Source organism: Peptoniphilus gorbachii (assembly GCF_016908115.1).
Taxonomy (GTDB): Bacteria; Bacillota; Clostridia; order Tissierellales; family Peptoniphilaceae; genus Peptoniphilus_A; species Peptoniphilus_A gorbachii.
Genome location: NZ_JAFBDH010000001.1, coordinates 282,134 through 297,557, shown reverse-complemented (window position 1 = coordinate 297,557; position 15,424 = coordinate 282,134). Strand labels below are relative to the sequence as shown.

General features: G+C 30.7%; 17 protein-coding genes and 1 other RNA gene. 15 read left to right on the top strand and 3 right to left on the bottom strand.

Features of this window, described 5'->3' with window-relative positions:
- Position 1 precedes the first annotated feature (1 nt).
- The 15 genes from JOD41_RS01440 to JOD41_RS01375 all read left to right on the top strand — a co-directional run bounded on the left by JOD41_RS01440 (position 2) and on the right by JOD41_RS01375 (position 13,431).
- On the top strand, positions 2-412 hold the full coding sequence (locus JOD41_RS01440) for a cytidine deaminase (RefSeq protein ID WP_205051278.1): 411 nt from the start codon (positions 2-4) through the stop codon (positions 410-412).
- The gene (era, locus tag JOD41_RS01435) at positions 402-1,307 is read left to right on the top strand and encodes a GTPase Era (protein WP_205051277.1); all 906 of its coding nucleotides are present in this window, start codon (positions 402-404) and stop codon (positions 1,305-1,307) included. The genes JOD41_RS01440 and era overlap by 11 nt, the downstream gene beginning before the upstream one ends.
- Complete coding sequence (gene recO, locus JOD41_RS01430) at positions 1,291-2,004, top strand: DNA repair protein RecO (RefSeq protein ID WP_205051276.1); 714 nt, start codon at positions 1,291-1,293, stop codon at positions 2,002-2,004. The genes era and recO overlap by 17 nt, the downstream gene beginning before the upstream one ends.
- 10 nt (positions 2,005-2,014) lie before the next feature.
- Positions 2,015-2,899 carry a glycine--tRNA ligase subunit alpha gene (locus tag JOD41_RS01425; protein ID WP_156702203.1) on the top strand — a complete coding sequence of 295 codons (885 nt, stop codon included), beginning with the start codon at positions 2,015-2,017 and terminating at the stop codon, positions 2,897-2,899.
- Positions 2,892-4,961 carry a glycine--tRNA ligase subunit beta gene (gene glyS, locus JOD41_RS01420; protein WP_205051275.1) on the top strand — a complete coding sequence of 690 codons (2,070 nt, stop codon included), beginning with the start codon at positions 2,892-2,894 and terminating at the stop codon, positions 4,959-4,961. Before JOD41_RS01425 ends, glyS begins: the two co-directional genes overlap by 8 nt.
- A gap of 12 nt (positions 4,962-4,973) precedes the next feature.
- Entirely contained in the window at positions 4,974-5,603 is a 630-nt protein-coding gene (ccpN, locus tag JOD41_RS01415; protein WP_156702199.1) for a transcriptional regulator CcpN, read from the top strand.
- Positions 5,604-5,611: 8 nt separating this feature from the next.
- Positions 5,612-6,433 (top strand): pyruvate, water dikinase regulatory protein, encoded by an 822-nt coding sequence (locus tag JOD41_RS01410; protein ID WP_156702197.1) that lies wholly within the window; start codon positions 5,612-5,614, stop codon positions 6,431-6,433.
- A gap of 4 nt (positions 6,434-6,437) precedes the next feature.
- A complete protein-coding gene (locus tag JOD41_RS01405) occupies positions 6,438-7,451 on the top strand; it encodes a deoxyguanosinetriphosphate triphosphohydrolase (protein ID WP_205051274.1) in 1,014 nt (337 codons plus the stop codon).
- Complete coding sequence (dnaG, locus tag JOD41_RS01400) at positions 7,452-9,242, top strand: DNA primase (RefSeq protein ID WP_205051273.1); 1,791 nt, start codon at positions 7,452-7,454, stop codon at positions 9,240-9,242.
- Positions 9,235-10,323 (top strand): RNA polymerase sigma factor RpoD, encoded by a 1,089-nt coding sequence (gene rpoD / locus JOD41_RS01395; RefSeq protein WP_205051272.1) that lies wholly within the window; start codon positions 9,235-9,237, stop codon positions 10,321-10,323. The genes dnaG and rpoD overlap by 8 nt, the downstream gene beginning before the upstream one ends.
- Positions 10,320-11,009, top strand: a complete 690-nt coding sequence (locus tag JOD41_RS01390; RefSeq protein ID WP_205051271.1) for a tRNA (adenine(22)-N(1))-methyltransferase — start codon at positions 10,320-10,322, stop codon at positions 11,007-11,009. The genes rpoD and JOD41_RS01390 overlap by 4 nt, the downstream gene beginning before the upstream one ends.
- Positions 10,993-11,238, top strand: a complete 246-nt coding sequence (locus tag JOD41_RS09125) for a Nif3-like dinuclear metal center hexameric protein (RefSeq protein ID WP_239540839.1) — start codon at positions 10,993-10,995, stop codon at positions 11,236-11,238. Before JOD41_RS01390 ends, JOD41_RS09125 begins: the two co-directional genes overlap by 17 nt.
- Positions 11,189-11,770: a Nif3-like dinuclear metal center hexameric protein gene (locus JOD41_RS01385; RefSeq protein WP_338046847.1), complete on the top strand. Its 582-nt coding sequence runs from the start codon at positions 11,189-11,191 to the stop codon at positions 11,768-11,770. The genes JOD41_RS09125 and JOD41_RS01385 overlap by 50 nt, the downstream gene beginning before the upstream one ends.
- 25 nt (positions 11,771-11,795) lie before the next feature.
- Positions 11,796-12,119: RNase P RNA component class A (gene rnpB / locus JOD41_RS01380), an RNA gene on the top strand.
- Between the two features lie 172 nt (positions 12,120-12,291).
- The gene (locus tag JOD41_RS01375) at positions 12,292-13,431 is read left to right on the top strand and encodes a C40 family peptidase (protein ID WP_205051270.1); all 1,140 of its coding nucleotides are present in this window, start codon (positions 12,292-12,294) and stop codon (positions 13,429-13,431) included.
- Positions 13,432-13,503: 72 nt separating this feature from the next.
- Here JOD41_RS01375 and JOD41_RS01370 read toward each other — a convergent pair whose 3' ends face one another.
- From JOD41_RS01370 to JOD41_RS01360, 3 genes are all read right to left on the bottom strand, one after another.
- Positions 13,504-14,394: a radical SAM protein gene (locus tag JOD41_RS01370; protein WP_205051269.1), complete on the bottom strand. Its 891-nt coding sequence runs from the start codon at positions 14,392-14,394 to the stop codon at positions 13,504-13,506.
- An 89-nt stretch (positions 14,395-14,483) separates the two neighbouring features.
- On the bottom strand, positions 14,484-15,047 hold the full coding sequence (locus JOD41_RS01365; protein WP_205051268.1) for an Asp23/Gls24 family envelope stress response protein: 564 nt from the start codon (positions 15,045-15,047) through the stop codon (positions 14,484-14,486).
- Positions 15,048-15,079: 32 nt separating this feature from the next.
- Positions 15,080-15,415 (bottom strand): DUF2273 domain-containing protein, encoded by a 336-nt coding sequence (locus JOD41_RS01360; protein WP_205051267.1) that lies wholly within the window; start codon positions 15,413-15,415, stop codon positions 15,080-15,082.
- Positions 15,416-15,424 lie beyond the last annotated feature (9 nt).

Below are 15,424 nucleotides of genomic sequence, written 5' to 3'. Positions count from 1 at the left end.
AATGGAATATAATAAATTAATTGAACTTGCTATAAAGGCAAGAGATAATATGACATACACGCCTTACTCACATTTTAATGTGGGTTGTGCAGTAGAGATGGAAGATGGCTCAGTTTATTCTGGTGGCAATATTGAAATAGCATCTTATTCTCCCACAAACTGTGCAGAGAGAACTGCAATTTTTAAAGCAGTATCAGAAGGAAAAAGAGAAATAAAAAAAATTGCCATAGTTGGGGACAGTGATTACACTTTTCCTTGTGGAGTATGCAGGCAAGTTATTCGTGAATTTTCAAAAAATCCTGAAATAATAATTGCAAATTCTACTGAATATTACAAAATTTATGGGATGGAGGAAATTTTACCCCATTCCTTTGGTCCAGAGGACCTAATGGGAGATGAAAATGATAGATAATAATTTTAAATCTGGATATGTATCTGTAGTTGGAAGACCTAATGTTGGTAAATCTACATTATTAAATGCAATAATTGGTGAAAAAATTTCTGCAATATCTTCAAAACCACAGACTACAAGACAAAATATTACATTTATTCATACTGATGATGATTCACAAATCATATTTTTGGATACTCCTGGTATTCAGAGACCAAAAAATAAACTTGGCGAATTTATGTTAACTGAATCAAAGGAAAGTATTGATGAAGCCGATGTAATAACTTATATAGTTGATACTTCAAAAAGAATTGGAAAAGCTGAAAGGTCAATTATAGATATTTTAAAGGAATATGAAGGCAAATTGCCAATAATATTACTTATAAATAAAGTTGACACAATAAAAAAAGATGAACTTCTTGAAATAATTTCTATGTATGCCAAGGAAGAAATTTTTAATGAAATCATTCCAATTTCTGCTATGAAAAATGATGGAGTTGATATTTATATTGAAACTCTAAAGAAGTACTTAAAACCTGGTCCAATGTATTATCCAGAAGACATGATTACAGATAAAAATGAAAGATTTATTGTAGCAGAAATTATAAGAGAAAAGGGCCTTAGATATTTAAACGAAGAAGTTCCTCATGGACTTGCCATTTCAATTGAAAAATTCAAAAAAAGAGAAGACAAAAATATATATGACATAGAAGCAAATATTTATGTTGAAAGGGATTCTCACAAGGGAATTTTAATTGGGAAATCTGGCTCAATGCTTAAAAGAATTGGGACTGAAGCTAGAGAAGATGCCGAAAAACTTTTAGATGCCAAGGTGAATTTACAAATTTGGGTCAAAGTTGAAAAAAATTGGAGAGAAAGAGACAATTTGGTAAAGAGATTTGGCTACGACAAATAATTATACTTTGGGGATTGTCTTAAATGAAATGGGATTTGGTGAAAGCTCGAAAATTATTAGAGTATTTACTAGAAATTATGGCAAAGTATCCATTATGGTAAAGGGTGCAATGACACCAAGATCGAAGAATTTAAGTGTTTCTCAAGTCTTTGGTGTAAATGAATATTTTCTAAAAAAAGGACAAAACTTTTTTTATATAGGCGATGCTAAAATTGTTGAATCTAATTTTAAAATTAGAGAAAGTTATGATAATTTAATTTATGCATCCTTTCTCCTTGAGATTTTAGAAAAATCATCAATTGGAGGAGAAGCAAATAAAAAAGTCTTTGATCTTATGAGAAAAACATTAAGTTATTTCAATTATACCAAGGATCCAATTTCCCTTGCACTTGCCTTTGAACTAAAATATCTTTCCTTCATTGGTTACAGACCAAAACTTGAAGCCAAAGAAAAAGCCTACTTTTCCATAAGAGAAGGAATTATTGATTTTCAAGATCCCTATTCTTTTTCCTTAACAAGAAGAGATTTGATTTACTTAAAAAAAGTTCTATATGGTAAGCTTGAAGAAATAGAAAATATTGAAGAAATAAAAATAATTGATGAAAATAGAAAAAAATATTTGCATAATATTATTATAAAGTATATAAAATACAATTTAGATATAAGCAGTTTTAAGTCAGACAAGCTGTTTAATTAAGGAGGAAAAAATGTATTTCCAAGATTTAATTATGACATTGGAAAATTATTGGAAGGAAAAGGGTGCAATTATAATGCAACCTTATGACACTGAAAAAGGCGCAGGAACTATGAATCCAAATACTTTCTTGAGATCTCTTGGTCCTGAAGAATGGAAGGTAGTTTATGTTGAACCTTCAAGAAGACCTGCTGATGGTAGATATGGTGAAAATCCTAATAGACTATATCAACATCACCAATTGCAAGTTATTTTGAAACCATCTCCAGAAGATGTACAACAACTTTACCTAGATTCACTTTTTGCAATTGGTATTGATCCAAAAAAACACGACATTAGGTTTGTTGAAGACAATTGGGAATCTCCTACACTTGGTGCTTGGGGTCTTGGTTGGGAAGTTTGGCTTGACGGAATGGAAGTAACACAATTCACTTATTTTCAACAAGTTGGTGGAGTTAACTTAGATCTTGAAAGTGCAGAGCTTACTTATGGACTTGAAAGAATTGCAATGTATCTTCAAAATGTTGAGTCTGTATATGATATTCAATATAACGAAAATATAACTTATGGCGAAGTATTTAAGAAAAATGAATACGAACATTCAAAATATGCTTTTGAACTTGCTGATGTAGATATGCTTAGAAAGCTATTTGATATGTATGAAGCTGAAGCAAATAAAGTTATTGAAGATGACATAGTAATTGATGCTTATGATTATACTTTAAAATGTTCTCATGCCTTTAACTTATTAGATGCAAGGGGGGCTCTTTCTGTGTCTGAAAGAACAAGTTATATTCAAAGGGTTAGAAATCTTGCAAGGTTAGTGGCAAAGACACACCTAAAACACAGAGAAGAAATGAACTATCCCCTAATTAATAGAGGTGAAATAAATGAATAATTATTTACTTGAAGTTGGAGTTGAAGAGTTGCCTTCAAGATTTGTCAACATGGCAATTGAGCAACTTAATGAAAAATCAAAAAAATTATTAATAGAAAATGAAATTGGATTTGAAGATGTAAAAGTTTATGCAACTCCAAGAAGACTTAGCCTTATAATAGAAGGTCTTGATGAAAAACAAAAAGACATACAAAAAGAAGTTAAAGGACCTTCAGTAAAGATTGCCTATGATGATGACAAAAAACCTACAAAACCTCTCTTAGGTTTTATGAAATCACAAAACATCACTGAAGATGATTTAATTATAAAAGAATTAAAGGGTACAGATTATATTTTTGCCAATATCTCATCAATAGGAAGAAAAACATCTGAAATTTTAGCTGAGATTATGCTTTCACTAATTAGAGATATTAATTTTCCAAAAAATATGCGTTGGGGCGGAAAAAATATTAGATTCGCAAGGCCAATAAGATGGATTGTTTCACTTCTTAATAATGAAGTTGTTCCTTTTGATTTTGAAGGAATTCCTGTTGGAAATAAAACCAAGGGTCACAGATTTTTAGGATCTTCAGATATTACTATTGACGAAGTTAATAATTATGAAAAATTACTTGAAGAAAACTATGTAATTTTGGATCAAAATAAAAGACGTGAAATCATAAAATATGAATCAACAAAGATTGCAAAATCTCTAGGTGGAGAAATTCATGAAAACGAAGACTTATTAGAAGAATTAACTTTTATAGTTGAATATCCTACTCCAATTAAGGGAAGCATTAAGGAAAAATACTTAAGTCTTCCAAAGGAAGTAGTAACTACTACAATGATTGATCACTTGAGATTTACACCAATTTATTCTCAAGATGGGGAGCTTCTTCCTTATTTTATAACTGTTAGAAATGGAACTAAGGATTATGAAGACATTGTAATAGCTGGAAATGAAAAAGTTCTAGGAGCAAGACTTGAGGATGCTAAATTTTTCTATGAAGATGATATTTCAAAACCTCTTGAAGATTATGTTGAAAACCTAAAGGGAGTTTTATTTAACGACAAATTAGGTTCTATGCTTGAAAAGGAAAAGAGAGATGGAGTTGTTGCAAAGAAAATTGCCAAGTCGCTTTCTTTTGCAGATGAAGCAATTGAAGCTCTTGATAGAGTTTCACACCTTTCAAAAGCTGATTTAACAACAAAAATGGTAATTGAATTTACAGAACTTCAAGGTGTAATGGGAGAAATTTATGCTCTAAACTCTGGCGAAAAGGAAATAGTTGCTACTGCTATTAGAGAACAATATCTTCCAAAATTTGCAGGTGACGAACTTCCAAAATCAAGTGTAGGTTCAATTTTTTCTCTTGCAGATAAAATTGACACAATAGTTGGTCTTTTTGCTATTGGAGAAATTCCAACAGGTTCTGCAGATCCTTTTGCACTAAGGAGATCTGCTATTGGTATTATTAACATTATAAGAAATACTGGTTGGAAATTTAATTTAAATGAAGCCATTGAAACAAGTTTATATGAATACATCAATGATTTAGGACTTACTTTTAATCATGAAGAAGTTATAAATAATATTAGAGAATTTTTCTTTGGAAGAATTAAGACAATGCTTCAAGAAGAAGGCATTCGATACGATATTATTGATGCTGTATTAATTCCTGAAAGTGAAATTTACAATATATTTGAAAAGGCAAAAGAATTAAATAATTGGTTTAATGATGATAGGACAAACTTTGTTGATGCCTACAATAGAATTAACAACTTGACTAAAAATGTTGATTTTACAGAAATAGATGAAGAACTTTTAAAAGAAGAAGAAGAGAAGAATCTTTATAATAAATTCGTAGAGTCAGATCATAAATTTAAAGACGCCCTTTCTTCCGAAAATTACAAAGGAGCCATGGATCTATTAAATGATTTAGTTCCATCAATTGATTCTTTCTTCGATAGCGTAATGGTAATGGCAGAAGATGAAAAAATTAGACAAAATAGACTTGCACTAATAAATAGTATTGAGGAAAATATTCAAAAAATATTAAAAATCGAAAATATTGTAGAATAGGTCGGTGTTTAAATGAAATTCAGCGATAGGCAGACTGAAATTATTGAAATTGTAAGAGATGAGGGTCCCATTACAGGCGATGAAATTGCAGAAAAATTAGGTTTGTCAAGAGCGACTATTAGATCAGACCTTTCAGTTCTCACTATGATAAATATTTTAGGTGCTAGACCAAAATTTGGATATTTTTATACTGGAAAATCTATTATTTCACAACTTTCTGAGGATTTAAAAAAATTAAAGTTAAGAGATTATATGTCACTTCCTTTTTCATGCGACCAAAAAACTTCCGTATATGATGTGGTAGTAGGTCTTTTTATGGAGGATCTATCTTCTATGTTTATTACAGAAGATGGATTTCTTGCTGGAATTGTTTCAAGAAAAGATTTAATTAGATTTATGATTGGAGATGCTGATATAAAAAAGACTCCAATAAGTATAATTATGACTAGAATGCCTAATGTTTTTTACGTCGATGTGGAAGATAGTGTTTATAAAGCTGCAAATTTAATTGTGACAAAGGGAATAGATTCTCTTCCCGTTGTAGAAGTTAAAAATAATAAAGATCTCGAGGTTGTCGGCAGATTTACAAAGACAAATGTCACTAGACTTTTTGTAGATGTATGTGACGGAGAGATAATCTAGGAGGAGAAATGAATAAAGACGATAAACAACTTACTATTTTTGTTATCTCTGATTCAATTGGAGAAACTGGTGAATTAATTGCAAAAAGTTCGGCAAGACAATTTGAATCAGAAAATTATGAAATTATTAGATATCCTTATCACAATAGTATTGAGCAAATTAAGCCAGTTCTTGAAAAAGCTTCAAAAATTCACAATAGTTTAATAGTTTACACAAATGTAGTAAAGGAGACTAGAGAATTTATTGAAAGAAAAACTCATGAGCTAAATCTTCATACAGTAGATGTTATGGGTGAACCAATGCGTCAAATTCAAGATATTTTAGGTTATGAACCTCTTAGAGAACCTGGTCTAATAAGAAGACTTGATGAAAATTATTTTAAGAAAGTTGAATGTGTTGAATTCGCTGTAAAGTATGATGATGGAAAGGATCCTCGTGGTGCAAAAAAAGCGGACATTTGTCTTGTTGGAATTTCAAGAACTTCAAAGACTCCACTTTCCATGTATCTTGCAAATAAATTATATAAAGTGGCAAATATTCCACTTGTTCCTGAAGTTCCAGTACCAAAGGAAGTTTATGAAAAGGATGTGGATAGAGTAATTGGGCTTATTGCAAATCCTGAAAAAATTATTTCTGTAAGAGAACAAAGACTTAAATCCCTTGGACTTACTTCAGGTGCAAAATATGCAAATTACGATAGAATAAGGGAAGAACTAAATTATTCAAAACAAGTTATGGAAGAACTAGGTTGTTTTGTAATAGATGTTTCTGATAAGGCAATTGAAGAAACTGCTGAAATTATAATTAATCATATGGAATCTAGGATGTGATGAGATGAATCTTCGAGTTGAGAGAGAAAAACTTGAACATAAAATGCTATTTGATTTTGCGACATTTGCAGATTCAACTTTGGGAAGAAATGAAAGAGAAGAAAAATGTAATCTTAGAACTGAGTTTCAAAGGGATAGAGATAGAATTATTCACTCAAAAAGTTTTAGGAGATTAAAACACAAGACTCAGGTATTTATTTCTCCTGAAGGCGATCATTTTAGAACAAGACTCACTCACACTCTTGAAGTCAGCCAAATTGGAAGAACGATAGCAAGGGCATTAAGACTTAATGAAGATTTAGTTGAGGCAATTTCACTTGGCCATGACTTGGGGCATACTCCCTTTGGTCACTCTGGTGAAGCTGTTTTAAATGAATTAAAAAGTAGTGGATTTATTCATGGAGAGCAATCACTAAAGGTAGTAGACTTTTTAGAAAGATCTGACAAGAGGATTGGACTAAATTTAACAGAAGAAGTTCGTGATGGGATTTTAAATCACTCAGGCTCTAGCGAAGCTAAAACTCTTGAAGGTAAAATAATAAAATTTGCCGATAGAATTGCCTATATAAATCACGACATTGATGATGCCATTAGAGCTGGCATAATTTCCTCCGATTCACTTCCAAAGTCTCTTACTGATATCCTAGGGCACACGTCATCTGAAAGAATAAATACTATGATTATTGGTATAGTAAAAAATTCCTATGGCAAGCCTATTATCGAAATGGAAAAAGAGATTTATGAAGCCACAATGGAACTTAGACAGTATATGTTTAAAACAGTTTACATGGATTCTATTGTCAAAAGTGAAGAAGTAAAAATAAAGAGACTACTAACAGAGCTATATAATTATTACATGGAAGATTTAAATAGAATACCTAAAAATCATTTGGATCTTTACGAAGGAAGAGTTCACAGTGATGAAGATATTGTTTCAGATTATATTGCAGGTATGACAGATACTTATGCCATGAAACAGATAAAAAATATTTTTATACCGAAGGGATGGAGCATTTAATTGTATGTTATAAATGATAATGTTCTTGATGAAATAAGAGACAGAGCAGATATAGTTGATTTAATTGGAGAATATGTTGATTTAAAAAGGTCAGGTTCTAACTATATGGGACTCTGTCCTTTTCATTCTGAGAAGACTCCTTCCTTTTCTGTTTCTCCTTCAAAATCTATTTTCAAATGTTTTGGCTGTGGTGTAGGCGGAGATGTCATTACCTTTATTATGAAAAGGGAAAACTTAAACTTTCCTGAAGCTGTAGAATTTTTGGCTGATAAATATAATGTTAGACTATCTGAATACAAAGATGAAAATAAAGAAGCTAAAGAAAAAAGAAATAGGCTTTACGAAATAAATCGTGAAGCAGCTATGCATTTTTTAAATAATTTCAAATCCTCACAAAAGGCACAAAAGTACTTAAGGGACAGGGGTCTAAATGATAAGACAATAAGGGCCTACGGACTTGGCTATTCTAAAGATACTTGGACAGATTTATACGATCACTTAAAAGAGTTAGGCTACAAAGAAGAAGAACTTTTGGAGCTTAATTTAATTTCAAAAAGCAAAAATGGAAATTATATAGATAGATTTCGTGACAGAGTAATGTTTCCAATTATAAATAGAAATAATAAGGTAATAGGATTTGGTGCTAGAGGCTTTGGTGATGCTAAACCCAAATATTTAAATTCAAAAGAAACACCAATTTTTCATAAGGGTAGCAATCTTTTTAATATGAATATTATATCCAGAGAATCAAGCCGCGAAAGAATTATATTAGTTGAAGGCTATATGGATGTTATTTCTTTATACAATAGTGGTATAAATTATAGTGTAGCAAGCCTTGGTACATCTCTTACTGAAGAGCAAGCAGCTAGAATTAAGAAGATGGCGAAAGATATATACATTTGTTATGACAGCGACAAGGCTGGTATAAACGCAACTACAAGAGCAATTGATATATTTCTATCTAAATCTTGTAAGCCTAAAATCATTGAACTTGGAGCTGACTTAGATCCAGATGACTTTATAAAAAAATATGGGATTGAGGGCTTCGAAAATAAAATCAAAGAAGCTGTTTCCTATATCGACTTTAAAATAAAAAAACTAAGGGAAAATTTTAATTTAAAAGATTCTGAAGGTCTTAGTAATTTTACTGTTGAGTCTTCAAAAATTTTATCTGGCATTAAAAATCCTATTGAAAGGGATATTTATGTAAAAGAATTCTCGAAGAACTATAATATTTCTTATAAAGCAATTGAAAATTATATAAATTATTTAAATAGAAATAAAATTAATAGTGCTAAAAAAGAAAAGTTCAAGATAAAGAAAAATACAAATGTTGTGAAAAGTTCTAAAACTAAAGCACAAGAGGAATTATTATCTTATTCTTTACTTGATAATGATATTTATACTTATATCAAAAATAAAGTTCAAGTTTATTATTTTACCAGTTCAATGACAAGAGCTGTTTTTGAGGAGATTCCTAAGATGTTTGAAGATGAAATGGAAATACCTGAATTTTTAAATTTATTGGAAAAAAATAGACTAATAGATTTTAATTTTAAAGAAAATATTTTAGAAATAATTAAAAAAATCAAGGTAAATGACAAAGTTGTCGATGAATTAATTACAACTGTAGAGAAAAATTATCTCCAAAAGAAAAAAAATAAAATCTTGGAAAATATTGAAAAGCTTCAAGGGGAAGAAAGTAAAAATCTCTTACTCGAAACTTTAAATGAACTTAAAGAGATTAATCTAAAGTTAAGCGAGTTGAAAGAGGAGGGCAATTATGAGTGAAAATAAAAAAAATATGGATTCTGTTGAATCAATAACAGAGCAGCTTTTAAAAGATGGAAAGAAAGATGGAAAGCTTAGTTATGATGAGATAGGCGATGCCTTTGAAAAGATTCAAATAGATTCTGATGATATAGATGAACTATATAAAACTTTTGAAAAAGAAGGTATCAATTTAGTTGATAAAAAAGATTTAAAAGATGATGAAGATGAAGTAGATATTTCTAAAGAAGATTTATCAGTTCCTAAGGGTGTAACTGTTGATGATCCAGTTAGGATGTATTTAAAAGAAATTGGAAAAATTTCTCTACTTACGGCTGATGAAGAAGTGGAAATTGCAAAGAGAATGGAAGCAGGAGATGAACTTGCTAAAAAAGAACTTGCTGAAGCGAATTTAAGACTTGTAGTTTCCATTGCAAAGAGATATGTTGGAAGAGGCATGAGCTTTTTGGATTTAATTCAAGAAGGAAACCTTGGACTTATGAAAGCAGTAGATAAATTTGATTATACTAAAGGATTTAAATTTTCAACTTATGCTACTTGGTGGATTAGACAAGCTATTACTAGAGCAATTGCAGACCAAGCAAGGACTATAAGAATTCCAGTTCATATGGTTGAGACTATTAATAAACTTGTTAGAGTTCAGAGACAACTTGTTCAAGATTTAGGAAGAGATCCACTTCCAGAAGAAATTGCCGCTGAAATGAGTTTAGATGTAGAGAGAGTTCGCGAAATTCAAAAAATTGCTCAAGAGCCAGTTTCTCTTGAAACTCCAATTGGTGAAGAGGAAGATTCACATTTAGGTGATTTTATTCCTGATGATGAAATTTTATCTCCACAAGATGCAGCTACATTTACTCTTTTAAAAGAACAACTTAATAGTGTTCTTGAAACCTTAACAGATAGAGAAAAAAAGGTTCTTACACTTAGATTTGGACTTGATGATGGAAGAGCCAGAACACTTGAAGAAGTTGGAAAAGAATTTGATGTAACTCGTGAAAGAATTAGACAGATTGAAGCTAAGGCATTAAGAAAATTACGTCATCCATCAAGATCAAAGAAATTAAAGGATTATTTAGAATGATAAATTTATCGAGTAGGCTAAAAAAAATTGCAGAGCTTGTAGATTTTGGCGCAACGGTAATTGATGTGGGCACAGATCACGGATATGTGCCCAATTTTTTATGCGAAAAAAAGATCTCAAGGGACATTATTGCTACAGATATTTCAAAAAATTCTCTGGAAAAATCTATTGAACTTACAAAAAAAACGGGCAATGAAAAATTTATAAGAAATATTCTTGCCAATGGAATTGTAAAAGAAAACCGAGACAATATTATTATCGCAGGTCTTGGTGGCATTCAAATAGCAGAAATTATTTTAAATTCAATTGAAATTTCTAGGTCCGCAAAAAAATTGATTTTACAGCCAATGCAAAAGACAAATATCTTGCGAAGAGAATTGAATAATATGGGCTTTGAAATAATTGATGAAGAAATTATTTTTGAAGATGATAGGTATTTTGAAATTATTATTGCAAAATTTAATGGAAAGAGAAAATCATTAGATGAATTAGATTTCTATTTCTCAAAAAGTTTAATTAATAAAAAAGATAAGGTTTATTTAGCTTATTTAAGTGAAAGAAAAGTTGAACTTGAAAAAATTTTAAACAAGATAAATAAGGATAATAAACGTTCAATTAAGAGAAGAGATGAGCTTATAAATCTTTTAAAAAGAACAGAGGAGGCTATAGATGAAATATCAAATTAGTGAAATTAAAAATTATATGGAAGGCTGGGCAAGAAAAGACTTCCAACTTAGCTGGGATAATTCTGGTAGTCAAATTGAATTTAAGGGCGATACAGAGTCTGTAGTTCTTGCTTTAGATATATCTGATAAAGTCATCGACAAAGCAATAAAAATGAATTCTAAGCTAATTATAACTCACCATCCTATGTTTTTTTTCTGGGGAAAAAAGAATTATCCAGGGAACTTATAGGGGAGATAATATAATTAAGCTTATAAAAAATAATATTTCTGTATTTTCCTATCACACTTCCATGGACATAGCTTCTGATGGTGTAAATGACAGCCTTTTTGAAAAATTAAATTTAAATAATAAAAAAACTTTTACTTTTGAAGAAGAAAAAACCATGGGTTTAATTGGTGAACTTGAAAAAAATTATTCTCTGGTAGAACTTTTAAACTTTTTAGAAGAAAAATTAGAAGTAAAAAAAATAAAAGTTTATGGAAGAGATAAGAGAGAGATAAAAAAACTTGCAATCCTTGGAGGTTCTGGATCTGATTTTATTTCTGATGCCAAAAAAGTTGGAGTGGACGCCTATATTACAGGAGACATAAAATATCACGATGGACAAAGAGCTTACGAAGAAGGAATAATTTTAATTGATGTGGGACATTTTTATTCCGAAAAAATTATTCTTCCAAAGATAAAAAAAAGACTAAGTGAAAAGTTTAGTGATTTAATTTTTTATATTGAAGAAGAAAATAGCTTTGAACTTGAATTTTAAGGATTTTAGTGGTAAAATATTTTAGTAAGTAAATTGGTCAACTGCACAAATGTGAGGAAAGTCCGCGCTCCATAGAGCAGGGATGCTGGCTAACGGCCAGTGGGGGCGACCCCAAGGCAAGTGCAACAGAAATATACCGCCCTAGGGTAAGGTTGGAAAGGCGAGGTAAGAGCTCACCAGATCATTAGTGATAATGATGCTATGTAAACCCCATTCGGAGCAAAACCAAATAGGAATAACAGATGTTGCTCGCATCTGCCGGTAGGTAGGTTGCTAGAGATTATAGGCGACTATAATACAAGATAGATAGTTGACAAAACAGAACGCGGCTTATAGATTTGCTTACTACATAATTTAAACTCTTTTGACAAAAGTTACAAAGAAGTTAAAATTATTTTAACTTCTTTGTAACTTTTTGTTGTTTTTTTGTAATAACTTTGTTATACTTAAGTAGCAATAAAAAATGCACGAAAGTAACTATTTTTAAAAATACAAAATTAAGAGTATAGGAGTTGTTAGTATTGGAATCCTTAAAGAATAAATTGCCACTTGGTTTATTTGCACTATGCGCAATTTCAGTAGTTGGCATGAAAGATACAGGAGTATTTATTAACGAACATGTACAAAAAACATATAGTGGTAATGAAATTGAATTTGCTATTGGTGAAAAAGTAGAAATCCTTCAAAATAAGGGTAATGAATATTACATTCAAAAGGGCAAAGCTAAAGTTACTATTCCACAAGAAAAGATTTTACTTACAGAAGTAGATGTTCCTACATATAAAATTGTAAAAGCAAGTCCAATTTTAGATGATAATGGAAAAATAATCAGAAGTCTTTTTGTTGACGAATATGCAGTTGGTATTTCTATTGATGACAATAAGGCAAAAATTAAGTGTAACGATGGAACTGTAGGTAACGTTGATAGATTAGCAATTAAAAAAGTTTCTGATAAGAGAAATAATGTTACAGAAGTTCAAGTTAAAAATAATACAGTCGCAAAAAGTGACAATGGAAAAAAATTAAATCTAAACAAAAACCAACTTGTTAATGTTATTGATTTCAATAATGGACTTTTTGTAATTCAAGATAATGGAAATTTCTACAATGTTGAAGCAAAAAATCTAAATATTGTTTCAGGTTTAAAAGTTGATAAGGCTGTAGCAGTAAAAGTTGATGCTAAGTCAGATTTATCTTTTGATGAAAAAGAAATTCAAGAAGTTATAAAAAATAAAGATAAAGTAAATAAGGAAAGTAAAGAAGTGAAGAAAGCTCCTGCAGCTAATCCTTCTATAGCAGCTAAAGTTATTAATTCTGCTGAAAATAAACTAGGATCTACATATGTTTACGGGGATACTGGTAAAGATGGATATGATTGTTCAGGTCTAGTTTATTCAATTTATAATAATGAATTGGGAATCTCAATTCCAAGATCTTCAGTTTCTCAATCAACTTTTGGTAAACAAGTTTCAAAATCCGACTTACAAGAAGGAGATTTAGTATTCTTCAATACAGTGGGTAATGGAGTTAGTCATGTTGGAATTTACGTTGGAGATGGAAAATTTATCCACGCTTCTTCTGGACAAGGAAAAGTTATGACATCATCACTTGACGAAGGATATTACCAAGAAAGATATGTTAACGCGACACGTGTATTATAATTAAACTTTAAATTAAGAGCCTTAGGGCTCTTTTTTAGTGCAATAAAAAAGATAACTCCCAAATAATGAGAGTTATCTTGCAATTTTTTGATTTGTCATATCTAAAACTTTTGGGTCAATTGTTTCAAGAGCATATTTTATTTTGTCAATCATTTTATCCTTGTCTGACATATAACCAGTTACATTTATCATATTTACCATGTGACCAGAGGAATATAGGGTTTCATCTGGCAATGTCAGATTTTCTAAAAGGAAAATTTGCTCTTCTAAATTCTCCCTATTTGTAGTTTCTACAAATTCTCCCTTTTCTCTCATATAATAAAGAGGGGAGGGTTCTATTACAGATGTACTCATTACATATACACCTTTTGGCGGGTAGTAATTTAAAATTTTTGCAGTGTCAATTGCATTCTCTTTAGATTTACCTTTTCCACCAACACCTTGCATTATTATTGCATGGTAGTCCATATTAGCAGACTTCATCTTATCTAGTCCCCTATAATATCCCTCAATGTCTGTTCCTTTGTTTAAAAATTTTAGTATTTCAGGATTTCCTGTCTCTACACCAAACCACAATTCATTATAACCTGCTTCTTTTAATTTTTTCATATCTTCAACAGATTTATTTTCTAAATTATAAAAAGAGCAGTAAGCTGTAATAGTTTTTACTTCTGGAATATATTTTTTTATTAAGTCAGAAATTTCCAAAAGTCTTTCCGTCTTTAAAACAAAGGGATCACCATTTAAAAGGTAAATCCTTTCCATCGGCCTATAGGTCCTTGATGGTGAGCTTGCAAGTTCAATAATATCATCTTCTACCTCTTTTAGGGGAGATATACCAAAGGGTGTGTTGTTATACATGGTACAAAAAACACAATCATTGTGTGAACATCCATAAGTTACTTCTAAAAGAGGTGTGTAAGCTTCAAGAGGTGGTCTGTAAACTTCTCCTGTATAGTGCATAGTTTTCTCCTTTCAAATTTACATTATAAAAAGTCTAAAATATAAAAAGAAGCCCGACAAAATCGAGCTCCTTAAAAAGATTTAAACTATTATCTTAGAGATGGTCCTTGGTTGTAACCTTGTCCATCGTTTCTATCGTCTCTGTTTTTAAGTTGAAATTCTTTTCTTGTCATAACATCGTCAACACGAACATTCACTTCAACAACTTTTAGACCAGTCATTTGTCCAACTGATTGAGTAATATTTCTCTTAAGTTCTTCAAATACCTTTGGTGCGGAATGTCCGTATTCAAGGATTATTGATGCGTCAATTGCAGCTTCTTCTTCTCCAACATCTGCAGAGATGCCCTTTGTTAGGTTGTATCCACCAAATTGTTCAGAGATACCTGAGAAGAAACCACCCTTCATATCAAGAACTCCTGGAACTTCGTGACATGCAATTGCAGCAATCTTTTCAATAACTGAATCTTCAAAAGTTAATTTAGATTCATGTTTTTCTTCTTTTTCAGCTGCATTTTTGATGTCATCTCGTGTGTCTCTGAAATCTTCTTGAAGGTTTTCTTTAAATTCTTCTCTTTTTTGAGCTTTTTCTCTTTTTTCTTGTTCTTTCTTGTTTATGCCTGCTAATTCGTTATATTTTGCTTCTGATGCCATTATAAATCTCTCCTTTTAAAATTAATACTTATTTAATACTTTCTAAACATTTTCTCTAACCAAAATAAAATTCTAGGATCACCATCTTTGAATTTACCATAGGAATTTCCTATGAAAAATAGGATAATTACCAAAAGTGTTCTGAAAAAACCTATTGTCAAAAACAGTATTGCAATTATTAGTCCAAGTAGGGTGTACTTGAATTCATTCCAGTGAAGTCTAGTGTAATTTCTAAATTTTTCTCTTAATATAGAAATATCTCTGTCCTTCTTTTTTTCGACAAAAACAATCTTTTGATCATCTTGGCCTTTTCTGGAGTTCTCATAATTATTTTGATAATCCGGAAAATTTCCATAATTATTTCTCATATGAGCCTC